Origin of the sequence: Actinomadura latina NBRC 106108 (assembly GCF_001552195.1) — a bacterium.
GTDB lineage: Bacteria > Actinomycetota > Actinomycetes > Streptosporangiales > Streptosporangiaceae > Spirillospora > Spirillospora latina.
Window position 1 is genome coordinate 218,836 of record NZ_BCQS01000012.1, and the last position, 22,443, is coordinate 241,278.

Sequence of the window (22,443 nt, forward strand, 5' to 3'; positions counted from 1 at the left end):
AGCGGTAGTCCAGAAGTGATCACGCTTAGTCGGAGATGGGGGAACGTCCGCGGATATATCTGCTGCTCAGTAGATGATCTATATTCGCTGGACGTGACCCCATGGCCGGCGGCGTGATCGCGTGGATTGGCCGACGTGGTCCGTGTGGGCAGTATTCGTGGTCGTGCGGTGGGGGCGGCGCTGCGTACGGGGCCGCCCCTCCAAGAGCGCTATTTCAGCACGTCCAAGAATCATTGGCCGTCAGCATTTTCCAAAACGTTCAAGTCGGGCATATGGTGAATTGCGTGTGAGGTAAATTGGTTGGCCGGAGTCTATGTTCCGAGGGATGAAGGTGGCCTTGGTCGGGTAATATAAAAGCATGAGTTCAGTCGTGGTCGACCTCGACGCGGCGTCCACAAGAGAATTGGTGGACGCCGCATCTGCGATCGCCGCCGAACTCGCCCGCCGTACCCCACCGGAATCGGCGGCGTCCTGCATGGAACTCGCCGAATCCCTCGCCTCCGCCGGTGACATTCAGGAGGCGGCACTCGCTGGATTTGTCGGCGTCGTCGACACTGGCCGGGAAGTGCAGCGGTGGGGATTCCCCTCCACCCGGGCGTGGCTGCGCTCGCGGCTCGGAATGCGCGAGGCCCGAGCCAGAGAACGGCTGGCACTGGCCCGGCAGCGGCCCCGCCTCACCGAGGTGTCGAGCCGCTGGGCCGCCGGGGACCTCTCCCTCGGCTATGCCGCCACCATCGCCGGTGCGGTCGCCCGGCTGGACGACACGGACTGCGCCGCCGCTGAAGAGATCATGCTGGGAATGGTCGGCCAAGGGTTCTCCGCCGGGAAGGTCGCCTCCTTCGGCAAGCGCATCCGGGACGTGATCGCCGAGCGTGACGGCACCGCCCCGGCCCCGGCGGACGTCAAGCACGGCTACGAGCGTTCGTGGATCGACTCCACTCGTTCGCTGGACGGCGGCCGGTACATCGAAGGATGGCTGAACGCCGAGGACGCCGCAGTCTGGGAAGGGACGCTCGCGCCGCTGGCCAAACCCGCCGGGACCGACGACCATCGCGACCTGTCTGAACGGACGGCGTCCGCGCTCACCTCGGTGCTGTCGGGCGGCCACAAGGCCACCAAGGTCACCGTCATCTGCGACCTGGAGACGCTGACCGGCGGCAGCGTGCCCGCACGGCTGACCGACGGCACACCGATCCCCGCCGCCCAGGCCCGCCGCATCGCTCTCAACGCCGGTGTCTCGCCCCTCCTGCTCGGCAAGGGAAACCTCCCCCTTTACCTCGGTCGCACGGAACGGTTCGCCACCCCCGCCCAACGCCGCGTCCTGGAAGCGCTCAACCCCACCTGCGCCGTCCAAGGGTGCGAAGTCCCCGGCACCCTCTGCGAGGTCGACCACGTGGAAGGTTGGGCCCTCGGATCCCCGACCGACATCGACCGGCTCTCCCTCACCTGCGGCTGGCACAACAGATTCAAGGCCGCCAACCCGACCCGCGTCCACATCACCCGACACCCCGCCGACGGCCGCTACACCTACCGCCTCGTCCCACCCGCAGCCGAGACAACCGCCGCCCCCGGCCGCCCGCCACCCTGGCTCCAAGCCGCCTGACCAATCACCCGGCTCGACCCGCGCGGGACCTGTTCGCAGTCCGGATCAGTTGCCGCTGCACAAAATCGAGCCCCATCTACCGCTGAGAGCGTCCGCTCCAATTCCTGACCTGCGCAATCAGGTCATCGCGGTGATGTGATTCCGGACTTCGCAGCCCGCGGCGGGACGGGCCCGCCGCGTACGGCAACTGGTCGACGACCCTATGAGGGGGTATCTCTCCAAGCGTGGAAATTGATCTTGGTGGGTAGTTGATCGACAGGAAGACGCGCTGCGCCCGCTCGGCCTGCAACCGGGGAGGTGCTATCGGCGGAGGCGGTGGGCCAGGGTGTGAGCGGCTGCTACTCCTGCCAGGGCCAGCGCCAGGCCACGTGCGGCGTCTCGGGGGCGGGTTGGGCGTAGCGCGCCTCGGCGCCGCAGTTGCTTGCGGGCCCAGAGCGTGTAGGGGACGACTATCAGTGCCGAGGTGACCGAGCCGGGTGTGTACTGGCGGAGAGCGGCGGCCTGGCCCAGGTGCACCAGGCCGTGTAGGCCGAATCCGGTCAGGGCGGTCTGGTAGGCGGCCGAGCGTCCGGCGGTGCGCCGGCCGTCGGAGGCGGCTGCGGTGATGAGCAGGCCCATCAGGGTGACGGCGATGGCGAATTCGCGTTCGTCCACGGATTCCATCCACCGCCATACGTGTTCTGGGGTGTTCGGGAAGCGTTCCTGTAGTTCGGGTAGCCGCGCCCGGATCCAGCGTGGGGCGACGGCGAGTTCTTCCGCGTCGTGCAGTGCCCACGCGGCCAGCAGTCCGAGGCCGGTATCTCCCATCATGGCGTCCAGTCTGTCAGGATTGAAGGACGTTCTAGAATCAACTTCTGGAGGTGTCCGATGGCGGTGGATCCGACTGGTGAAGGGCTGAAGCGGTTCCTCGCGGAGGATCCCGGCGGGCCTGTGGTGATGCTGAATCTGCTGCGCTTCCGAGAGGGCGGGCAGGACAGCTACGCGCGGTACTCGAAGGTGCTCAGTGAGGGTGTCCTCGCCCGGTATGGCGCCGAGCTCCTCTACTACGGCAAGGGCTCGACCGCGCTGGTCGCCGAGGACGGCCAGGCATGGGACGCTGTTCTCCTCGTGCGCTACCCGTCCCGCGAGGTGTTCTGCCAGATGGTCGCGGACCCCGACTTCCAGGCCGTCGCCCATTTCCGGACGGAGGGGCTCAGCGAAGCCGTCCTGCAGGCGACCGTCCAGGTCGGCGGCTGAGGCGGCCCCACGGCTTCGCCACGGAGAGGACGGTCGCGAAGGTCAGGGCCGTCAGCGACACCGCGGGCGGATAGAACAGGTTCGAGATGAAGGCCGGTTCGGGCGTGCCGGTGGTCAGTGTGCGGCCGTAGTCGCCGACTTCGTCCATGCCCGGCTGCAGTAGCAGCAGGATGAGGGTGCATAGGGCGAGGTTGAGGACGAGCTTGACGGCCACCCACCAGTAGCGCAGCAGCCCCCAGCGTGTGCCCAGGCCCAGGAGCACGCCTGTCAGCAGGCATATGAGGCCGGACGTCAGCATCGGCCACACGACGAAGGTCGCCAGCGCCTGGTAGGCCAGGGCGCGCACGTCGCCGGTCGTGCCGAAGCGTCCGGTCAGCACCAAGACGGCCACCATCACGTCGATGCCGATCCACGCGCCGGCGGAGACGATGTGGACGATCAGTGTCGTCTTCCGCCATCTCCTGCTGAGGGGGAGTCGGGCATCTGGGCGGCGGCGGGTGGCGCGGTCCTTCTCCTGGGTCGCCATGGCTGGCCTGTCCTTTCGGGTGTCATCCGTCAGGACGTGACGATGGTGGGCGGGTCCGGTGCGTGTCGTCCCTTGTGCGGCGGCATCGCTCGTACGACGGGCGGCGCAGCCGGGGGAGGGCGGTACCGCGAGCGGCGTAGCCAAATTGGAGACTCTCTCTAGAGAAGTTCTCTGGAGACCGGTATGTTGCGCGTCATGAGTGAGGCTTTGCGGGTCGTCGTCACCGGCGGGAACCGGGGCGTGGGACGCGCGGTGGCGGCCGAGGCCATCCGGCGGGGGCACCGGGTGGTGATCGTGGCGCGGCGGCCGGACGCGGGGGCGGCCGCCGCGCGCGAGATCGGCGCGGAGCTGGTCGTGGGCGATCTGTCGTCCATTGCGGCGGTCAGGGAGCTGGCGGGTGCCCTTTCCGAGGTCGATGTGCTCGTCCATAACGCGGGGGTCTGGCCCAGTCGCCGGACGCTCAACGAGGACGGGTTCGAGCAGGCGTTCTTCACCAATCATCTGGCGCCGTTCCTGCTGAACCGGCTGCTGGAAGAGCGGCTGCGGCGGGTCGTCCAGGTCAGTGCCGGCCTTTATGTCATGGGCAGGGTCGACGCAGATCGGACGCCCAGGGGGGAGGATTTCCACGCCGTTCACACGTACGCCAACACCAAGCTGGCGAACTTGCTGATGGTGCCGTTGTTCGCGGAGCGGTGGAAGGACTCGGGGGTGACGATCGACGCCGTCCATCCCGGCGTGCTGCGGACGGATCTCGGTGCCCGGCGCGGCGTCTTCGGTTTCCTGCTGAAAACCGTCAAATGGACGTTGAAGCCCGCCGAGAAGAGCGGTCCTCCCGTCGCGGATCTGATCACCGCCGACGGGACGGGGCGGTACTTCCATGTGAAGAAGGAGACGCCGCTGAAGCCCCAGGCCCTGGACGCGCCTCTGGCGGCACGGCTCTGGGCCGACGCCGAGAAAGCGGTCGATGTCTCCTAAGCACCAGGGCACGGACGAGACCGTCGCGCGCATCCTCACCGAGGCGCTCCGGGTGCACGCCGAACGCGGCCACGAGGGCTTCACGATGAAGGCCGTCATCGCGGCCACCGGGATGAGCAGCGGCAGCCTGTACCACCATTTCGGGTCGTTCGACGGCCTCGCCGCCGCCCTTTACGCGCGCTGCATGGCGGAACTGCTCGACGCCCTGCTGGACGCGCTGGACGGGATCGCCGAACCGCGGGCGGGCGTCGAGGCGGTGACGCGCGCGTACCTGCGGTTCACGCGGGAGCGCAGCGACGCCGCCAGGTTCGTTCATGCCTCGGCCTATGCGGCCTTCCTGCCGCGGCACGCGGGGGTCATCGCCGCGGCGAAGGCGCCGCGCGTCGCGCGCCTCACCGCGTGGACGGCCCCGCATGTCGCGGCCGGCCGGGTCGCCCGGCTGTCGCCGGTGATGATGGAGATGCTCCTGATCGGGCCGGTCGCGGAGACCGCGCGGCGGTGGCTGTCCGACCCGCGGTCCGCCGACCTGGACGAGGCCGCCGCCGTCCTGCCGGCCCGGATCTGGAGCTCCCTCCAGCCCTGACTCAGTGGGTTTCGGCGCGGTGCCACATTTCGAGGTACGCCTCCGCTCCGCGGGCCAGATCGTCGATGACCTCCTGTCCGCTGATGTTGCGCATATCGGCGATCCAGTCGGGGACGAGCCCGTAGTTCGCGACGCCGTCGGTGTTGACGTCCCAGGTGCGCTGCCCGGTGCGCTCCCGGTCGAGCGTGACGCCGTTGATGGGAGATGTGAACGGGTAGCGCAGCGGGTTCGCGGAATTGTTCGAGCGGGGCGGGGGCAGTGCGCCCATACCGTTGGCGTCGAGCCCGTAGCCGTAGCCGAATGTGTAGCGGGAGTCGCTTGCCTGCTTGTTGCGCTTCCATTCCGCGACGAACCGGTCGGAGGCGTTGCCGTAGCCGGTGGCCATTCCGCCGAGCCCGTAGATACGGCTCATGTAGTGCTCGTCCGTCCAGCTGTGGGACGAGATGACGCCCGAATAGTGCGCGTTCTCCAGGATGTCGAGTGTCTCGCCGGCGGCCTTGGCACTCATGTGGTCGATCTCGACGATCATGTGCCGGTCCATCATGCCCTGCAGCATGTGGCGGCCGAGGTCGGTCAGGCCCAGGATGTTGCAGTGCGGCGCCTTCGGATAAAGCGGCAGCGTGATGCCCGCTTTCCCGAGTTGCCGCAGGAAGGCCGCCACATCGTCGTTGACGGTCGAGGCGGACGCGAGGGTGTTGTCGTGAATGGGGCCGGTGCACGTCTCGGCCTGCCAGAAACGGCCGGTCCCGAGGAAGTTCCCGGCGTTGACGATGGCGCCGGTGGTCCCGCCGTCGAAGCGGACGCCGCAGAGCGCGTTGTCGAACTTGTGGCAGACGAACATCGAGGAGACGCCCAGCCGCTTCACCTCGTCCAGGCCCTTGTCGATGTCCGCGCGCGTGCATTGCGGGACGCCGTTGATGACCCGGCAGCCGAACGGCTCCGACGTTTCGATTCCCAGGACGACGGCGAGTTTGCCGTCCTGGATGACCTGGCGTGCTTCGGTGGAGTCGCGCACGATGCGGAACCAGCCCTTGCCGGGGCCGCCGTTCTGCTCGTCGATGTACGACTCCAGTTCGCGCATGCGCTGCGCCTCAAGGCGGATCACGTCCATCTCGTCGCACGCGTTCCGCTTGAGCGGATAGACCTCGCAGAGCTGGCGGTTGGCGACCAGATGGTTGACGAGGATGCGCTGCCCGGCCCGCCAGGAGCGTTCCAGCCACGTGTAGTAGACCTGCTGGTGGGTGCGGGAGTCCCAGGCGGGCCAGTCCTTGAACGTGGGCCAGCCGGTGGGGTCGTGCGTCCCGAACGGGGTGCCGTGCCGCATGAAGTTCTCGAACCAGGCGAACGCCCCGTTTCCGGCGTGGTCGGGGCAGTCGCGCAGCGCCTCGGTGATGCCGCGCGGGTCGAACGGTTTGCCGCAGAGCACCTGCCCGCCGAACGCCTCGTACGACATCAGGTGGCTGTGGGCGTCGATGTAGCCGCGCACCTCGCCGTCCGCGTGCGCGGGCGGGACGGGGTGGACGGCGATGAGCAGGGCGGCCAGCAGGGCGGCCAGCAGGGCCAGGACGACGGGGACGTGGAGAGAGCGTCGGAAGGGCATGGGGGGCACCTCGACCGGGGTGGGGGGCCACGGCTTTCTCATCGAGTGAAACACCGATCCCGACAAAAGTGAACAACCCTCACATTGGGGGATTCAGGGGGTACCGGTGAGCGGGACGCCCTGGCCCGATCCGCCCTGCCGCGCCCATCATGGAGGGTTATGAGCGAGCTGACGATTCCGGCTGTGCTGGCGCGGGCCGCGAAGGACTTTCCGGACGCGGAGGCGGTCGTGGACGGGGACGTCCGCGTCACCTACGCCGAGCTGCGCGACAGCGTCCGCCAGGCGACCGGCGCGTTCATCGGCGCGGGCGTCGGCCCCGGCGACCGCGTCGCCATCTGGGCGCCGAACGGCCTGCGCTGGATCGTCACCGTGCTCGGCGCCCTGGGCGCGGGCGCGACGCTCGTCCCGCTCAACACCCGGTACAAGGGCGACGAGGCCCGGTGGCCGCTCGCCAAGGCCGAGGTGAAGATCCTCTTCGTGGAGGACGGGTTCCTCGGCATCGACTACTCGGGCATGCTCGGCGTGGACGGGACGGGCGGCGTCCCCGGCCTGCCCGCGCTCGGATCCGTCGTCACCTTCAGCGGGCCGGCGCGTCCAGGCGTCGCCGGCTGGGACGACTTCCTCTCCAAGGCCGTGCCGGCGGACGAGGCCGACGCCCGAGCCGGAGCCGTCGAGCCGGACGACATCGCCGACATCCTGTTCACGTCCGGGACGACCGGCAAGCCCAAGGGCGCCATCGTCACGCACGAGCAGAACGTCCGCACCTACACGGCGTGGACGGGACGCACCGGCGTGAAGGCCGGCGACCGGTACCTCATCGTGAACCCGATGTTCCACTCGTTCGGCTACAAGGCGGGCGTGCTGGCGTGCCTGCTGAAGGGCGCCACGATGGTGCTCCAGCGCACGTTCGACGTCCCGGAGACGCTGCGGCTCATCGAGCAGGAGAAGATCACCGTCCTGCCCGGCCCGCCGACGATCTACACCTCGCTGCTGGACGCCCCCGGCAGGGACGAGCGTGACCTCTCGTCCCTGCGGCTGGCGGTGACGGGCGCGGCGGACGTGCCGGTCGCGCTGGTGGGGCGCATCCGCGCTGAGCTGTTCCCGCAGGTCGTGACCGCGTACGGGCTGACCGAGTCGTCCGGCACCGTGTCGGCGTGCTCGGTGGACGACGATGACGAGACCATCGCCACCACCTGCGGCAAGGCCATCGAGGACGTCGAGATCGCCATCGCCGGCGAGGACGGCGAGCGGGTCCCGGCCGGCACGGACGGCTCGGTCCTCGTCCGCGGCTACAACGTGATGAAGGGCTACCTGGACGACCCGGACGCGACGGCGGAGACGATCCGCGACGGCTGGCTCGACACCGGCGACCGGGGACGCCTCGACGAGCGCGGCAACCTCACCATCACCGGCCGGACGAAGGAGATGTTCGTCGTCGGCGGCTTCAACGTGTACCCGGCCGAGGTCGAGGACGTCCTCGCCCGGCACGACGCCGTCGCCGAATCCGGCGTGGTCGGCATGCCGGACCAGCGCATGGGCGAGGTCGGACGCGCCTACGTCCGCCTCCGCCCCGGCAGGCGGGCGACGCCGGACGAGCTGATCGCGCACTGCCGGGAACGGCTCGCGAACTTCAAGGTCCCCCGGGAGGTCGTCTTCGTGGACGACCTCCCGAAGACCGCGTCCGGCAAGGTCCGCCGCGTAGAGCTCAAAGAGGTCACAGAGCGGCGATGACGCGGGCCCTGTGCTCGGCCACCGAACCCCAGGCCGAGTACAGCGCGCGCGCCTTGCGGATCCACAGCGACGGGTCGTACTCGTCGGTGTAGCCGATCGCGCCGTGCACCTGGAGGGCCGTCTTGGCCAGCCCGTAGGACGCCTCGGAGGCAGCGACCTTCGCGGCGGAGACGTCCCGCGCGAAATCCGCCGTGCCGTACGCCAGCGCCGCCCCGTACACGAGCGGGCGCGCGAACTCCAGCTCTACCATCGCGCTCGCCAGATGGTGCTTGATCGCCTGGTATTCGCCGATCGGGCGCCCGAACTGCTGCCGCGTCTTGGCGTACTCCACGGACACGTCCAGCAGCGCCTGCCCGAGCCCGACCTGCTGCGCCGCGCACAGCAGCGCACCGAAGTCGGTGAACCCGCCGCCTCCTTCGGCGCGGAACAGCCGCCGCGCCGGATCGAGGGACGCGAGCGCCTCCCCGGCCCGCCGCTCCACCTTGTCCACGCTCAGCACGAGGTCGGCGACGTCGGCGTCCAGCGCGTGCGGGACGGCCAGCGACACGATCGCCTCGCCCTCCGCGATCCGCGCCAGCCACGGCGACTCGCCCAGCAGTTCGGCCGCCGCGAGCGTCTCCACGTAGGGCCCGGGAGCGGCCGCGCGCCCCAGCTCCTCCGCCGCGACGACCAGCTCGACCGGCAGCGGCCCGGCGCCGCCGAACTCCTCCGGCACCGCGACCGCGAACACGCCGGCCTCCGCGACCGCCGTCCACAGCGCCCGCCCCGGACCGGTGTCCCCGGCCGCCCACGCGCGCGCGATCTTCGCGGTGCCCGCGTCGGCCAGCAGCCTGCGCAGCGTCTCGCCGAACATCCGCTGCTCGGCGTCCAGAACGAACTTCATCGGGATCCCCTCGGCAGGCCGAGCAGCCGCTCGGCGATCACGTTGCGCTGGATCTCGTTGGTGCCCGCGTAGATGGGGCCGGCAAGCGAGAACACGTAGTTCTCCAGCCACTCCGACGCCAGCTCGCCGTCCGCGCCGAGCAGGTCGAGCGCCGTCTCGTGCAGCGCGACGTCCAGCTCCGACCAGAAGATCTTGTTGAGGCTGGACTCGGCGCCGATGTCGTCGTCCCGCGAGATCGTCTCGAAGCCCTTGAGCCGGTAGGCGCGCGACCTGATCCACGCGTCCGCGACCCGGTCCCGCAGCGCCGTGTCGGACGGGTCGGCGCGCTCCCTCCACAGCTCGACGAGCCGCTCGGTCGCCGCCGTGAACCGGCCGGGGCTGCGCAGCGTCAGCCCCCGCTCGTTGCCCGCCGTCGCCATCGCGACCCGCCAGCCGTCACCGGCCGCGCCGATCACGTCCTCGTCCGGCACGAACACCTTGTCGAGGAACAGTTCGGCGAACGCGGGCTTCCCGTCGAGCCGCCCGATCGGACGCACGGTGACGCCCTCGGCGTCCAGCGGGAACATCAGGTAGGTGAGCCCCTTGTGGCGCGCCGACTCCGGATCGGACCGGAACAGCCCGAACCCCCGGTCGGCGAACGCGGCCCGCGAGCTCCACGTCTTCTGCCCGTCGAGGAGCCAGCCGCCGTCCGTCCGCGTCGCCGTCGAGCGCAGCGCCGCGAGGTCGCTGCCCGCGCCCGGCTCCGACCACGCCTGCGCCCAGATGACCTCGCCCGCCGCCATCGGCGGCAGGATCCGCGCGAGCTGCTCCGGCGTCCCGTGCTTCAGCAGCGTCGGCGCGAGCAGGTTGATCCCGTTCTGGCTGACCCGTCCGGGCGCGCCCGCCGCGTAGTACTCCTCCTCGAAGATCAGCCACTGCAGCACCGACACGCCGCGGCCGCCGTACTCCGCGGGCCACGACACCACCCCGAGCCGTGCCGCGCCGAGCGTCCGCTCCCACTCCCGGTGGGCCGCGAACCCCTCCTCGGTCTCCAGCGAGGGGAGCGGCTCCGCGGGGACGTGCGCGCGCAGCCACTCCCGCACCTCGGCACGGAACGCCTCGTCCGCCGCCCCGAACTCAAGATCCATGAGAACCTCTTTCTAACAACTGTTTGGTAGAGTAACCGCCTTCCCGGCCCTCTACCCGCACGCCCTCCCGTCCAGTGAGATACGCAGAGCGCCCTGCCGGCGCAGGACGCTCTGCATCGTCGATCGAGGTTGCTGTCGGAGTCCGGGCGTCAGGGGATTCGGGCGACGCCGCAGAAGGCGTCCACCTCGGGCGGCTCGCCGAACGGGGACGGCTCGGGACGCCAGCGCGACACCGGGACGACGCCCGGCTCCAGCAGTTCCATGCCGTCGAAGAACCCGGTGATCCGCTCGGGGGAGCGGAGGTTGTAGGCGATGCCGCCCGCCTCGACGTAGCGGCCGATCGCGCGGGCGCGGGCGGTGTCGTCGACGCCGTCCGCGCCGGGGGTCCCGAACACGTTGGTCCCGTCGTTGACGACCACGTGGCTGCCGGGCGCGAGCGGCGCGACCAGGCGGGCGAGGACGCCCTCCGGGTCCTCCTCGTCGGTGAGGTGGCCGAGGATGCCGAGCAGCAGCAGAGCCACCGGCCGGTCGAAGTCGAGCGTCTCGGCCGCCTTGGCCAGGATCGTCTCCGGCTCGCGGATGTCGGCGTCCAGGTAGGACGTGGCGCCCTCGGGGGTGGACGTGAGCAGCGCGCGGGCGTGCGTGAGGACGAGCGGATCGTTGTCGACGTACACGATCCGCGCGTCGGGCGCGACGCGCTGCGCGACCTCGTGGGTGTTGTCGACGGTCGGGAGCCCGGTGCCGACATCGAGGAACTGCCGCATCCCGGCCTCGCCCGCCAGATACCGGACGGCGCGGCCGAGGAAGGCCCGCGAGTGCTTGGCGATGTCCACCTGGCCCGGGAAGATCTGGACGAACTCGTCGCCGACCTCCTGGTCGATGGGGTAGTTGTCCTTGCCGTCCAGCCAGTAGTTCCAGATGCGCGCGGAATGCGGGACGGACGAGTCGATCGGGGGGTGTTCGGCCATGCGACCCTCCAACGCCGAGATTGTCGCGGTCTGCGAGTGATCTTACTTGCCGCGCCGTTCGCGGGCCCCTGTCGGAGACGGCGGGGCGGGGCTAAGATCGCGCTCTAGAATCGCGTTCGGAATCCCCGGAGGGCCCATGGCGAGGATCGTCGAGCACGGCACCTGGAACCTGGAGCCCTCGGACGAGGGGCTGCACGAACCCGGCCCCGAGCAGCTGTGGAACGAGTCCTACTACTTCGACTTCGCCGCCCCCGACGGCTCGATCGCCGGCTACGTGCGGCTCGGCCTCTACCCGAACTGGGACCGCGCCTGGTACTGGGCCGCGCTGGTGCGGCCGGGCCGGCCGCTGCTGCTGATCGCCGACAACAACGCGCCGCTGCCCGAGCCCGGATCCGCCGACGTCCACGCCGACGGGTACACGGCGACACAGGAGATCACCGACCCGTTCGGCCCGGCGAGGGTCACCCTGCACGGCACCGCGTCCGTCCTCCCCGACCCGGCCGCGCCCTACGGCGGCCCCGGCGCCGCCGACACCATCGGGCTGTCCTTCGACCTGCGCTGGGACACCGTCGGCGGCGTCTACCCCTACCGGGACCTCCCGCGCTACGAGATCCCGTGCACCGTCACCGGCCTGGTCAGCGTGGGCGGCGCGAAGATCGCCGTCGACGCGCACGGGGAACGCGACCACAGCTGGGGTGAGCGCGACTGGTGGAAGGTCTCCTGGCTCTGGACGTCCGGCCGCCTCGGCGACGGCACGTTCGTCCACGGGATGCAGGCCAACATCGGTTTCCCGCTCGCGTGGCCGTGCTTCGCCGTCCCGCCGGACGGCGACATCGAGCACCGAGCCGGCTTCTCCGCCGGGACGACGTTCGCCGGCGGCCTGCCCGCCCGCTCGGACCTCCGCTTCCCGGGCGCGCCGATGACCGTGACCCCGGTGGCGTTCGCGCCCGTCGCCGTCACCTCGCCCGACGGGCGCGAGGCCCGCTTCCCCCGCGCCCTGTGCCGCTTCGAGACCGAGGACGGGCGAACCGGCCACGGCTGGACGGAGTGGCACCAGCCGCCCGGCTGGGAAGACCACGGCTGGACCCACCTCGCCGAGGAGACCGCATGACCGGGCCCGTCTCCGGCGCCGGCGCCCTGACCGCGTCCTGGCTGACCGGCGCGCTCGGCACGGAGGTGGCCGCCGTCCGCACCGAGCCGGTCGGCACCGGCCAGGTGTCCGACAGCCTCCGCCTGTTCCTCACCTACGCCGGCGGCACCGCCCTGCCGCCCACCATGGTCGCCAAGGTCCCGGCGGCCGACCCGTCCAGCCGCGCCGCCGCCCGCGCCATCCGCACCTACGAGGTCGAGGCGAGCTTCTACGCCGAGATCGCCGGCCGCCTCGACGCCGGCGTCCCCACCTGCTACTTCTCCGCCTACGACGCCGAGCAGGACGAGTACGCCGTCCTCCTGGCCGACCTCGCGCCCGCGCAGCCCGGCGACCAGCTCGCCGGCGTCACCCCCGGGGACGCCGCCGCCGCGATCGCCGAGATGGCCGCCCTGCACGCCGCCGGCTGGGACGACCCCGGCCTTGCCGCGCTGACCTGGCTGAACCGGCACGACGCCGACTCGGCCGCCTTCACCACCGCGATGGTCACCGACCTCTACACCGGCTTCAAGGACCGCTACGCCGCGGACCTGGGCCCCGAAGTCATCAGCCTCATCGAGGACTTCCTCCCCTCCATGGGCGCCTACCTGGCCGCCCGCGAAGGCCCGCCGACCCTCACCCACGGCGACTTCCGCGCCGACAACCTGCTGTTCGGCGGGCCGCGCGCCGCCGTCCTGGACTGGCAGACCGTCACCTACGGCCCCGGCCTGGCCGACCTCTCCTACTTCCTGGGCTCCAGCCTCCCCGTCGAGGCCCGCCGCGCGCACGAGAGGGAACTGGTCGAGCGCTACCACAAGGCCCTGACCGCCCACGGCGTCGCCCTCACCTGGGACGACTGCTGGACCGCCTACCGCCACCACGTCTTCCACGGCATCGTCATGGCCATCGGCGCCTCCATGCTCGTCGAACGCACCCCGCGCGGCGACGACATGTTCCGCACCATGACCACCCGCCACGCCCACCACGCCCTCGACCTGGACTCCCTCGCCCTCGTCCCCTGACGCCGAGACCATGAACCGGCTGCGGCTTCTGTTGGCGGGAGACGTCCGGCCGTTTCAGCGGTTGGTGGGGGAGCCGCAGCATTTCTTGTACTTGCGGCCCGAGCCGCACCAGCAGGGGGCGTTGCGTTCCGGGGGCCAGCCGAGGGTGGGGGCGCCTTCGCGGATGCGGGTCATGAGGTGGTCGGCGCGGGTCTGCTGGTCCCTCGGGTCGCGGTCGTGGTCGTCCGCGTACTTGAGGAGGTCGTCCACCATCGTGGGGAGGACGCGGAGTACGGAGGCGCCGATCTCGTCGCTGGAGGTGCGCCAGCCGCGTTCGACGTCGCGGAAGTAGCTGGACGCGTCGGCGGGAGCGGTGCCGTGGACCAGGCCCTCGGCGAAGGCGCGTTCGACGTCCGACCGGACGAAGAACGAGCCCGCGTTCGGCTGGGACGGGGCCGCGGCTTTTTCCAGAAGTTCGGTCAGTTCGGCCTGCTCGTCCTCGGTGTGCAGGTCGATGGCGTCGGGCGGGAGGCCGAGCGCCTGGCGGACGCGCTGTCGTCCACGTAGCTCGGGCCGGGCGAACAGCTTGGCCTCGGCGAGTTCCCCGTCGTCCGCCATGAGGTCGCGGCACGCGGTGTTGAACCAGGTGAGGGCCTCTTCGAGCCGTCCCTGCGCTTCGAGGAACTCCGCGACCAGTTCGGCCGGACCCGGGTGGACGCGGGTGCGGCCGAGCCGGGCGATCTCCGCTTCCGCCTCATCGGTGCGGCCGAGGTCGGCGAGCAGGGAGATCTTCTCCACGGTGGCGAACTGGGCGTCCTCGCCCCTTTCCGAGGCGATGATGTCCTCGTAGATCCGCAGTGCCCGGTCGGGCTCGCCCGCCTGGGACCACTCCCTGGCGGCCTCGATCAGGATCTCCGCACGCTGCTCGGGGTACTTCGCCGCATCGCGTTCGAGATCTTCAGCGAGTCGTCGTGCTCGTGGCCTGGAGTCCGTCACCGGGTCACCGTACCGTCAGGAGGCCAGGTCGGTGAGGAGGTCGGTGAGAACCTGTTCCTCCTCTACGCGGACGGCGCGGTCCTTCATCGCGGTAACCAGGGAAGGGTCCCATGGGGTCGGGACGGGACGGCCCGTCAGGGGCGTGTCCGAGGCCGCCTTGAGGTAGGCGGCCTCGTCGTAGCGCCAGGGGCGCCAGCCGATGCGGGCGTGGACGGCGGCGGCGATCGCGGCCCCGCCCCAGTCGAAGTCGCCGTGGTAGGCGAACTCGGCGCCGCCGTCGGCGAGGAGTTCCAGAAGGCGCCAGACCGCCGTTGACGGACGGCCGTTGCAGCAGACGAGCGGCGGGCATGCTGAACCCAGGGCGTCGGCCGCGGCGGCCACCACGACCGGGTTTTCGCAGATGCGGACGAAGCCTGCCCGTATGGGGGCCGTGTGGCGGCGTAGTTGGCGGAGGGTGAGCGATACGGGTTCGCCCTTCATGGCGGCGAGCATCCGGCCGGTGGGGGTGTGCGCGTCGCCGGGCAGGCCCAGGCACAGGACGGTGGAGGAGAGTTCGTCCAGGTGCACGCCCACGGCCGCCCAGGTTCCGCGGCGTGATTCGGCGCCGCCGTCCGCGCGGAACGGCAGGCCGGTGAGGGCGCGGGCGGCTGACAGGGCCAGGGTGGCGAGGGGGCCGTCGTCCAGGGCGTGGGCGTGCCCGCAGGTCTCGGCGGCGAACTGGCCGAGGGGGATGTCGGGGGACGGAAGGCGGCGCACGACGGCGGCGAGGCGGCTGAGCACGTCCGCGGCTTCGGCGGGACCGGACGTCAGCCGCCGGACGAGGCCGGTCGCGTCCAGCCAGGCGCGCCATTCGGCGAGTTCGGGGCGGGAGGCGAGGGCTTCGTCCAGCGGGGCGAAGGCCGCAGCCCACGCGGCGGCGATCGAGGCGTTCTCGCGGGCCAGGTCGCGGACGGGGCCGTCGAGGAGTTCGACGGCGGCGGCCAAGCCGTCCGGAGACGCTCCGCTGGCGCGCAGGACGCGGTCGACCTCGGGCAGCGACACCGACAGCGACGTCCCGGTTCCCGCGCGGCGGCCGAGCAGCAGCTCGGCCGCGCGGCGTTCGGCGGCCGTGGCCCGCGCCAGGGTGACCTTGCCCGTGAGCGGCGTGCCGCGTTCCAGCCGGGAACGGACGCGCTGCACCAGCCACGCGGTGTCCGGCCCGCCGAGCAGGCGGCGGAGGCGGTCGGTGCCGGTCATTCGAAGATGTCCGCCTGCCCGGTCACCGGTTCCGGCTCGGGCAGGTCGGCGCGGGTGCGTTCGCGGCCGTCCCAGCGCCACGGCGTCACCAGGACGGCGTCGATGCCGTCGCGGCGGGACAGCTGGCAGATCGACAGGCCCGGCACCTGCGGGTAGCAGCCCCATTCGCGTTCGCTCGTCATGACGACGTCCATGTCGAAGGTGGCGAGGAGGCCGAGGCATTTGGCGCGCGAGTCGTCGTCCACGCCGGCGAACGCCTCGTCCAGCGCGACGAGGCGCGGGGCGTGGGGATTGCCGGCCGACTTGTAGTGCGCGGACGCGGCGGCGAAGAGCGGGACCGAAGCGGCGAGCACGCGTTCGCCGCCGGACGCCGGGCCGGTCGCGGGGCGCCACTGGCCGTCCTGGAGCCGCTGGATCGCGAACGCGTGCCAGGACCGGTAGTCGAGCGCCCGGGTGAGCTGCTCCGTCCACCCGGACGCCGGGTTGTCGGCGTGCTCGCGCGCGATCTGCTCCTGCAGGAACCGGCCCACGGCGGCGCGGTCGTCGACCGACCAGGCGTCGACGGTCTGCCGCAGCTTCTCCCGGACGCGGCCGAGGCCCTCGGGGGCGTCCTTCGCGGGCTTCCAGACGAGCCGCAGCCGCATCCCCGTGGACGTCGGGCGGGACGTCAGCTCGGCGTTCATCTCCCGCACCTCGTCCTCGGCGGCGGCGATGAGCTCCTGCAGGGTGCCGGCGACCTCGTTCAGCAGGTGGTTCTCCAGGATCTCCCGCTCCCGGGCCGACAGGAGGCGGGCGCGCTGCTCCGTCTCGGCGTCGAGGGCGTCCGCCAGGCTGGGGACGTCGCGGGTGCGGCCCTGGAAGACCACGTCCACGACCATGACCCCGTCGCGGACGGTGAGGCCGACCGAGTGCCCGTGCCGCGACATCGCGTCCGACAGCAGCTTGTGCTCATCGGAGACCTTCTTCTGGACGCGTTCCCACGGGTTGTCGCCGTCGTCCACCGCGTCGAGTTCGGTGTTGACGGCGCGGGCGAGGAGCACGGCGGGGCTGGCCGCCCACTCCTCGGCCGGGTCGGGGACGTCGAGGCCGGGCACGGCGACGGACAGCAGGCCGGTGCCGGCGAACGCGCGGAAGCCGGCGACGGCCTGGTCGCGGGCCCCGGCCGCCTCGGTGATCTGCGCGCGGAGCCCGTCGCGGGCCCCTTCGGCCTTGCCGCGCTCCTCCAGCGCCGACCGCTCCCGCCTGCGTGCCGTGAACTCGGCGCCGTCCCGGTCGGAGAGCGCCCGCTTGACCTCCTCCAGCCGCCGGAACAGCTCGTCGACGGCGGCGCCCGCCGTCTCGACCAGCGCCCGGTGCGCCTCGGCGGCGGCGTCGGCCTGCTCGCGCGCCTGCGCCGCCCGTTCCGCCGCCTCGTCCAGCCGGTCCCGGACGAGCGCGAGTTCCCCGGCGGCCTCGCGCGCCGCCTCCCGCGCCGACAGCAGGGCCTGCGCGGCCGGCCACAGCTCGGCCAGCGCCAGCCGGTAGCCGCCGATCGCCTCGCGCACCCGCGCGAGTTCCGGTCCGCCGTCCGGGAGGCCGACGTCCGAGGCGAACTCCGCGGCCTGCTCCGCCGCCGCCGAGACCTCGCCGCGGCGGCGTGTCACGACCTCCTGCGCGCGCGTGTGCTCCCCGTCCAGCTCCCGCCGCCTGCGGTGCTCCCCGGCGAGCCGGACCTGCGCCTCGCGCAGCGCGGTGTCGCGCGGGACGGCCCGGTGCTCGGCGGTCAGCGTCTGCCGCCTCGCCGCCAGCTCGTCCAGTTCCGCGCCCAATGCCGCGATCCGGGACCGGGTTTCGGCGAGGTCGCCGCGGAGCCGGGCGAGGCGGGCACGGCGGGCGGCCTCGCGGGCGCCGTCGCCGATGAAGTCGGCGGTGTCCTTGCGCCAGGAGCCGCCGAGGACGCCGTTCGCCCACCGGCCGTCCACCGCGACCCAGGTCCGCGCGCCCGGGCCGAGGCCCAGCCCGGCGAGGACGGCGTGCACCGCGTCATCGGTCAGAGCGGCGGCCCCAGGGTCGGCGCGGTCGATGGCGGGACGCAGCACCAGCGCGCACGACGGCCCCTGGACGGCTCCGCCGGTCAGCAGGAACGTGTCGTCCTCGCCGAGCAGCGCGCCGTCCGGCGTCACCCACGCGTCCAGGATGCCGGCCGCCTCCAGCGCGGCCTCCAGCCCGGCCCGGTGGTCGGCGGGCACCGTGCCGGCGAAGTCGACGACCTTCCACAGCGGCGCGCCCGGCCGGCCCTCGCGGGAGGCGGTGCGCGTATACGGGACGGGCGGGACGTCATGCCCGCCCGACTCCAGCCGTCCGATCTCCTCCAGCAGCGACGTCTCGGCCCCGTGCTCGGCCCGCAGCCGGGACTCGGCGTCCGCGACCCGGCCGCCGAGCGCGGCCGTGGCCTCGCGGGCGGCGTCGTCCACGGCGGTCGCCGCCGGGTTCCGCCCGTCGGCGGTCTCGGCCCATTCCGCCAGCTTCGCCAGGACCGCGTCCGGGTCGTCCACCCGGATCTCGGCCAGCCCCGCCAGGTAGCCGACGTACTCCTCCAGCAGGCTCTCCGCGCCGGTGCGAGTCTCGGCTTCGGCCGCCGTGATCCGCTCGGACGCGGCCTGCAGCTCGCCGACCAGCCGCTCCGCCTCGGCTGTGGCGGTCTCCAGCCGGGTCCGCGCGGTCCCGACCGCCGCCATCAGCCGGTCGAGTTCGGTGAGGGCGCGAGAACGGTCGTCGGCCAGGACACCGGTGGTGCGGCGCGCCGCCGCGGGATCGGTCTCCCAAGTGTTCATCGCCCCGGCGTGGGCGGTCCCGCATCCGGCGACCGCCGCGAGCGCCGCCGAACGGTCCCGGACGGTCCCGAAGGACGCCTCGGCCTCGTCCGCGCGCGACCGCGTCGTCTCGGCCCTGGACTGCTTGCGCGCCGCCTCACCGGACAGGCCGTCCCGGTCGCGTTCGAGCCGTGTCGCGTACGCGTCGCGGCGCTGCGCCTCCGCGCCCATCTGCTCGATGCGCTCGGCGTCGCGCATCTCCGGGCTCGCTTCGAGGGCCTGCCGGCGGGCATCCAGCCGGGTCTTCGCCGCCGCCAGCTCGTCCAGCAGCCGTGCCGCCTCGGCCAGCTCGGTCTCGGCCGCCGCGAACCGCGTCTCCGCCTCGGCGAGGTCCCGGTTGAGGTGCTCGTACCTGCTCTGCGTGAGGCGTGGCCCGGCGGCCTTCCGCTTCGCCGCGATCCGGGCGTACCGGGTGTAGTGCCCGAGGAAGCCGGTGGCGGCCCTGTGCGCCTCCTCCAGGGCCCGCAGCGCGTCCCGCTCCTCGTCCAGGCCGCGGAACGCCTCCGCCACCGTGGTGATCAGCGCGGGGCTGAGCGGCGGCAGCGCCTCGGTCAGCGCTCGCGACAGCAGCCGCTCGTCCGGCTTCTTCGACAGCTGCGGCTGCCGCAACTGGATCAGCAGGTTGACCAGCGCCTCGTACCGGTGCTCGCCGAGCCCGAACAAGGCCTCGTCCACGGCCCGCCGGTAGTCGGTGGCCCGGTCGTACACCGTGCCGTGGCCGTCCACCGCCTCGCGCAGCTTCTCCCGCGTCAGCGACACGCCGCCGGCGGAGACGAGCGACAGGTCGACGCCGACGCGGCGGGTGGTGACGAAGAACCAGTGCCGGACGATGCCGCGGTCCTTCACCGCCTTCAGCCCGCAGCCCAGCGTCCGGTATTCCGCCGTCCCGTCCGGGTGGAGGCGGCCGAACTCCAGCCACGTGTAGCCGAGCCGCTCCGGATGCGGGTGCTTCCCGCCCAGCAGGAGGTTCCACTCCATGCGCTTCTGCCGGTCGCCGTCCGGCTCGACCCGGTGCGGGGACAGCTCGCCGTCCAGCAGGAACGGCAGCGTCAGCGCCAGCACCTTCGACTTCCCGGTGCCGTTGTTGCCGCGCAGCAGCAGCCGCCCGTCATGGAACCGGAACTCCTCGACGTCGTAGTAGAACATGTCGACGAGCCCGGCGCGCAGCGGCTTCCAGCGCTCGGACGTCGGAACGGGCGTCCCGTTCACCGCACGGCCCCCTTCGTGTCGCGGACGGTCGGTTCCTCCACGGCGTAACGCGCGATCGCCGGACGCGCCCGGACCCGGCCGTCCGGCAGCACCTCCACCAGCCGCAGCGCGGCCAGCTTCCCGAGCGCGATGTCCAGCAGTTCGTCCTCGGCGCCCGGCTCGGTCACGCCCTTGCGCCAGAACGACCTGTGCCGTGCCGCCGCGTCCCGGACGAACGCGGCAAGCTCGTCCCGCCCGGCCGCATCGCGTGTCGCCAGGTACTCGGCGACCAGCAGCGTCACGTGGCCGTCCGTGCGCTGCTCCGGCATCCGCACATCGGTGAGTTCGTCGTCCGGATCGACCATCGCGACGCCCTCCGCCCGCAGTTCGGGCACCAGCCCCGTCGCCTCCTCGATCCGGCGGGTGATCGCCGCGCGCTGCGACACGAGGTAGCCGCGTTCGGCGTCGTCCAGGTCGCCGTAGTAGACCACCGGGTCCTCCAGCAGCCGCCGGGTCAGCCCGCGCCGCAGCGCCCGGTTCCGCAGGTCGTCGGTATCGGGGACGGGCTCGTCGGTCAGCTCCGCGAGCCGCTCCTCGAACCCGGCCGCGGCGACCGTGGACGGCCCCCGCACACCGGTGAGCAGCGATGCCAGCACCACCCGGCGCACGTCGTACAGGACGTCCCCGGTCGCCGACAGGTACGACTCCTCGTCCCCGGACACGCGCCGCAGCACGCCCCAGCCGAGCAGCAGCCGCACCACCGCGACCAGATCGGACCGCTCCGCCCGGCTGTCCAGCGTGAACGGGAACGCCAGATCGGGCTCGGCGGCGGCGTTCAGCACTTCTTCCGCGAGCCGCCCGAGCGTCGTCTGCGCGTCGGCGCGCTCCAGCACCGCCAGCGCCAGGCACAGCACGACGTAGCGGCGGCGGCCGAACGGCTCACCGGCCTTGCCGCGCGCCGGATGCGTGCCGTCGTCCAGCGTCGGCGCCGTCTTGAACAGCCGCGCGGTCTCGGCGTCCACCTGGAGCCGCCAGCCCGTCTCCCGGCTCAGCCAGTCCCGCAGCTCGGACTGGTACCGGCGCACGAGGACGAGGGCCTCCGGCTCGGACTCGACCGTCAGCAGCGGGCGCTTCAGCAGCGCCCGCAGAGCCGCCCGCCGCCGGGCGAGGTCGTCGTCGCTCACGTCGCGTCCCCGCTCAGGTCGGTGATCTCGATGACGTGCTCCGGCCCGGTGAGCACGCCGTCCTCGGTCGCGATCCGCACCTCACCGCCGTCGGGTACCAGCGACAGCCGCACCTCCATCGACCCGTCCCCGGTCAGTGCCTTCACCTCCGTGTCACCCGGCAGCCGCGCGGCCAGCGCGTCCCCGAGCAGCGCCAGGAACAGCCGGAACGCCCGCGGGTCCAGCACGTCCAGCTCCGACAGGAGGACGGGGCCGCCGGTGTGCAGCCGGGCCCGCGCCGCCGCCGTCTCCGCCGCCTCCCGGTCGGCGCGCTCGCGCAGCAGGCGGCGCATCTCCGACCGGTCCTGGACGCGGTTCGGCTTGCCGCGCCGCTCGTAGGAGCCGGTGCGGCGCAGCTGCGGCGAGATCCGCACGGGCGGCGCCTCCGCCCACGGCAGCCCGTGCGGCGCGCCCTCCTCCCACGCCGCGACGGTCGCGGCGGTGACGGTGAGGTGCCGCGCGGACGTCAGCCCGAACGCCGCCCGCCACAGCCGGTGCCTCGCCTCCTCGTCCGGCGCCGCCGCGAACCAGCGGGCGAGCGTGCGGAAGTCGGCGGACCGGTCCGAGCGGCCCGACCGGCGCTCGTTCAGCAGCCCGACCGTGTCGACCAGCTGCTTGATCGCGGTCACCGCGGACTGCCGCAGCAGCCGGGCCTGCGACGGGCGGGCGGCGCCGCCGGAGACGAACCAGTCCCGCAGTCCCCGCCACCGGTTGCGCCACGACTCCAGCGCGGCGGCCTCGGCCCGGCCGAACGCCTCGGCGGCGTCCGCGCCCTCCGGCACCGCGTCGGACGCCTCCCGCCGCGCCGCCACCGTCAGCAGCCGCTCGTGCCCGCGCGCCTCCACCTCGTCCAGCAGCGCCGCGATCCGCGCGCCCGAGTTGGCGAGGTCGGCGATGAACCGGTTGATGTAGTCGATGAGACGTTCCTTGTAGGCGATGAATCCCGCGACGTCGCCGTCGGAGAAGTCGATCGCCCGGCGCAGCGACGCCATGAACGCCTGCGCGTTGTCGGCCAGCGAGGAGAACCGCTCGGCCAGCGTCAGCAGCAGCAGATGGACCTTGGCCGGGTCCGGGCCGGCCTCGTCCGCCAAGGCCGCCAGGGCGGCGAGCTGGTCGGCGATGTCGGCCAGCGCCACCGACTGCAGGACGCCGCGCTGCCCGATCGCCTCCTCGTAGAACGCGATGGCCTGCTCGGCGGCGTGCCCGGCCGCGGTCAACTGGAACAGGAACCGCTTGCGGTGGAAGTCCTCGACGGTCGTGACCCGGCCGGTGTCGGCGTCGGCCCGCAGGTTTCCCCACTCGACGAGCTTGTCCAGCGCCTGCGCGAGCTGCTCGTCGCTGTCGCGGCGCAGCTCGGCGGCCACGTCCTCGGGTCGCAGGTGGACGATGAACCGCTCCTTGGCCCGCGCGAACGACAGCAGCACGTCCCGGTAGAGGGACGCGTTCGGCACGCTCAGGTGGGCGAAGGGCTGTGGTCCGTCCGGCCCCGAGTCCAGATCAGTCACCGCCCCATTGTGCCGTCTGGGCGCGGCTGCGCGTGCCGACTCCCGCGTCCCGTCCGGGTCCGGTCGAGTGCGGTGGCCACGAAC

Annotated in this window: 18 protein-coding genes; 7 read left to right on the top strand and 11 right to left on the bottom strand. The window is 72.3% G+C overall.

What is annotated here, in order from left to right; translation table 11 throughout:
* Nucleotides 1-358 precede the first annotated feature (358 nt).
* Complete coding sequence (locus tag AL2_RS18825; protein WP_083946656.1) at nt 359-1,603, top strand: HNH endonuclease signature motif containing protein; 1,245 nt, start codon at nt 359-361, stop codon at nt 1,601-1,603.
* Nucleotides 1,604-1,903: 300 nt separating this feature from the next.
* Here AL2_RS18825 and AL2_RS18830 read toward each other — a convergent pair whose 3' ends face one another.
* On the bottom strand, nt 1,904-2,413 hold the full coding sequence (locus tag AL2_RS18830) for an HXXEE domain-containing protein (protein ID WP_067635185.1): 510 nt from the start codon (nt 2,411-2,413) through the stop codon (nt 1,904-1,906).
* A 57-nt stretch (nt 2,414-2,470) separates the two neighbouring features.
* Here AL2_RS18830 and AL2_RS18835 point away from each other — a divergent pair, with 57 nt between their 5' ends.
* Nucleotides 2,471-2,839: a DUF1330 domain-containing protein gene (locus AL2_RS18835; RefSeq protein WP_067635186.1), complete on the top strand. Its 369-nt coding sequence runs from the start codon at nt 2,471-2,473 to the stop codon at nt 2,837-2,839.
* Here AL2_RS18835 and AL2_RS18840 read toward each other — a convergent pair.
* Nucleotides 2,796-3,365, bottom strand: coding sequence for a hypothetical protein (locus AL2_RS18840; RefSeq protein WP_067635187.1), 570 nt, complete (start codon nt 3,363-3,365; stop codon nt 2,796-2,798). The genes AL2_RS18835 and AL2_RS18840 overlap by 44 nt on opposite strands.
* A gap of 195 nt (nt 3,366-3,560) precedes the next feature.
* On the opposite strand from AL2_RS18840, the gene AL2_RS18845 reads away from it, so the two are divergent.
* Nucleotides 3,561-4,340 carry an SDR family NAD(P)-dependent oxidoreductase gene (locus tag AL2_RS18845; protein ID WP_247611719.1) on the top strand — a complete coding sequence of 260 codons (780 nt, stop codon included), beginning with the start codon at nt 3,561-3,563 and terminating at the stop codon, nt 4,338-4,340.
* Nucleotides 4,330-4,923: a TetR/AcrR family transcriptional regulator gene (locus AL2_RS18850; RefSeq protein ID WP_067635189.1), complete on the top strand. Its 594-nt coding sequence runs from the start codon at nt 4,330-4,332 to the stop codon at nt 4,921-4,923. The genes AL2_RS18845 and AL2_RS18850 overlap by 11 nt, the downstream gene beginning before the upstream one ends.
* A gap of 1 nt (nt 4,924) precedes the next feature.
* Here AL2_RS18850 and AL2_RS18855 read toward each other — a convergent pair whose 3' ends face one another.
* Nucleotides 4,925-6,523, bottom strand: coding sequence for an amidohydrolase family protein (locus AL2_RS18855; protein WP_083946657.1), 1,599 nt, complete (start codon nt 6,521-6,523; stop codon nt 4,925-4,927).
* A 159-nt stretch (nt 6,524-6,682) separates the two neighbouring features.
* Here AL2_RS18855 and AL2_RS18860 point away from each other — a divergent pair, with 159 nt between their 5' ends.
* Nucleotides 6,683-8,254 (top strand): FadD3 family acyl-CoA ligase, encoded by a 1,572-nt coding sequence (locus AL2_RS18860; protein ID WP_067635190.1) that lies wholly within the window; start codon nt 6,683-6,685, stop codon nt 8,252-8,254.
* Here AL2_RS18860 and AL2_RS18865 read toward each other — a convergent pair.
* The 3 genes from AL2_RS18865 to AL2_RS18875 all read right to left on the bottom strand — a co-directional run bounded on the left by AL2_RS18865 (nt 8,238) and on the right by AL2_RS18875 (nt 11,232).
* The gene (locus AL2_RS18865; protein WP_067635191.1) at nt 8,238-9,137 is read right to left on the bottom strand and encodes an acyl-CoA dehydrogenase family protein; all 900 of its coding nucleotides are present in this window, start codon (nt 9,135-9,137) and stop codon (nt 8,238-8,240) included. The two genes, AL2_RS18860 and AL2_RS18865, sit on opposite strands and share 17 nt — an antisense overlap.
* On the bottom strand, nt 9,134-10,264 hold the full coding sequence (locus tag AL2_RS18870) for an acyl-CoA dehydrogenase family protein (protein WP_067635192.1): 1,131 nt from the start codon (nt 10,262-10,264) through the stop codon (nt 9,134-9,136). The genes AL2_RS18865 and AL2_RS18870 overlap by 4 nt, the downstream gene beginning before the upstream one ends.
* 149 nt (nt 10,265-10,413) lie before the next feature.
* Nucleotides 10,414-11,232: an SAM-dependent methyltransferase gene (locus AL2_RS18875; protein WP_067635193.1), complete on the bottom strand. Its 819-nt coding sequence runs from the start codon at nt 11,230-11,232 to the stop codon at nt 10,414-10,416.
* A 136-nt stretch (nt 11,233-11,368) separates the two neighbouring features.
* Between AL2_RS18875 and AL2_RS18880 the strand changes: the two genes are divergently transcribed.
* Nucleotides 11,369-12,343: a DUF7064 domain-containing protein gene (locus tag AL2_RS18880; protein WP_067635194.1), complete on the top strand. Its 975-nt coding sequence runs from the start codon at nt 11,369-11,371 to the stop codon at nt 12,341-12,343.
* Complete coding sequence (locus tag AL2_RS18885) at nt 12,340-13,380, top strand: phosphotransferase family protein (protein ID WP_067635195.1); 1,041 nt, start codon at nt 12,340-12,342, stop codon at nt 13,378-13,380. The genes AL2_RS18880 and AL2_RS18885 overlap by 4 nt, the downstream gene beginning before the upstream one ends.
* A gap of 54 nt (nt 13,381-13,434) precedes the next feature.
* Here AL2_RS18885 and AL2_RS18890 read toward each other — a convergent pair whose 3' ends face one another.
* From AL2_RS18890 to AL2_RS18910, 5 genes are read right to left on the bottom strand one after another with little or no spacing between them, the layout of a single operon-like run.
* The gene (locus AL2_RS18890; RefSeq protein ID WP_067635196.1) at nt 13,435-14,355 is read right to left on the bottom strand and encodes an SEC-C domain-containing protein; all 921 of its coding nucleotides are present in this window, start codon (nt 14,353-14,355) and stop codon (nt 13,435-13,437) included.
* A gap of 15 nt (nt 14,356-14,370) precedes the next feature.
* Nucleotides 14,371-15,591, bottom strand: a complete 1,221-nt coding sequence (locus AL2_RS18895; protein WP_067635197.1) for a TIGR02679 family protein — start codon at nt 15,589-15,591, stop codon at nt 14,371-14,373.
* On the bottom strand, nt 15,588-19,652 hold the full coding sequence (locus AL2_RS18900; RefSeq protein ID WP_067635198.1) for a TIGR02680 family protein: 4,065 nt from the start codon (nt 19,650-19,652) through the stop codon (nt 15,588-15,590). The genes AL2_RS18895 and AL2_RS18900 overlap by 4 nt, the downstream gene beginning before the upstream one ends.
* Entirely contained in the window at nt 19,649-20,815 is a 1,167-nt protein-coding gene (locus AL2_RS18905) for a TIGR02678 family protein (protein ID WP_067635199.1), read from the bottom strand. The genes AL2_RS18900 and AL2_RS18905 overlap by 4 nt, the downstream gene beginning before the upstream one ends.
* Nucleotides 20,812-22,359: a TIGR02677 family protein gene (locus AL2_RS18910; protein WP_245666726.1), complete on the bottom strand. Its 1,548-nt coding sequence runs from the start codon at nt 22,357-22,359 to the stop codon at nt 20,812-20,814. The genes AL2_RS18905 and AL2_RS18910 overlap by 4 nt, the downstream gene beginning before the upstream one ends.
* Nucleotides 22,360-22,443 lie beyond the last annotated feature (84 nt).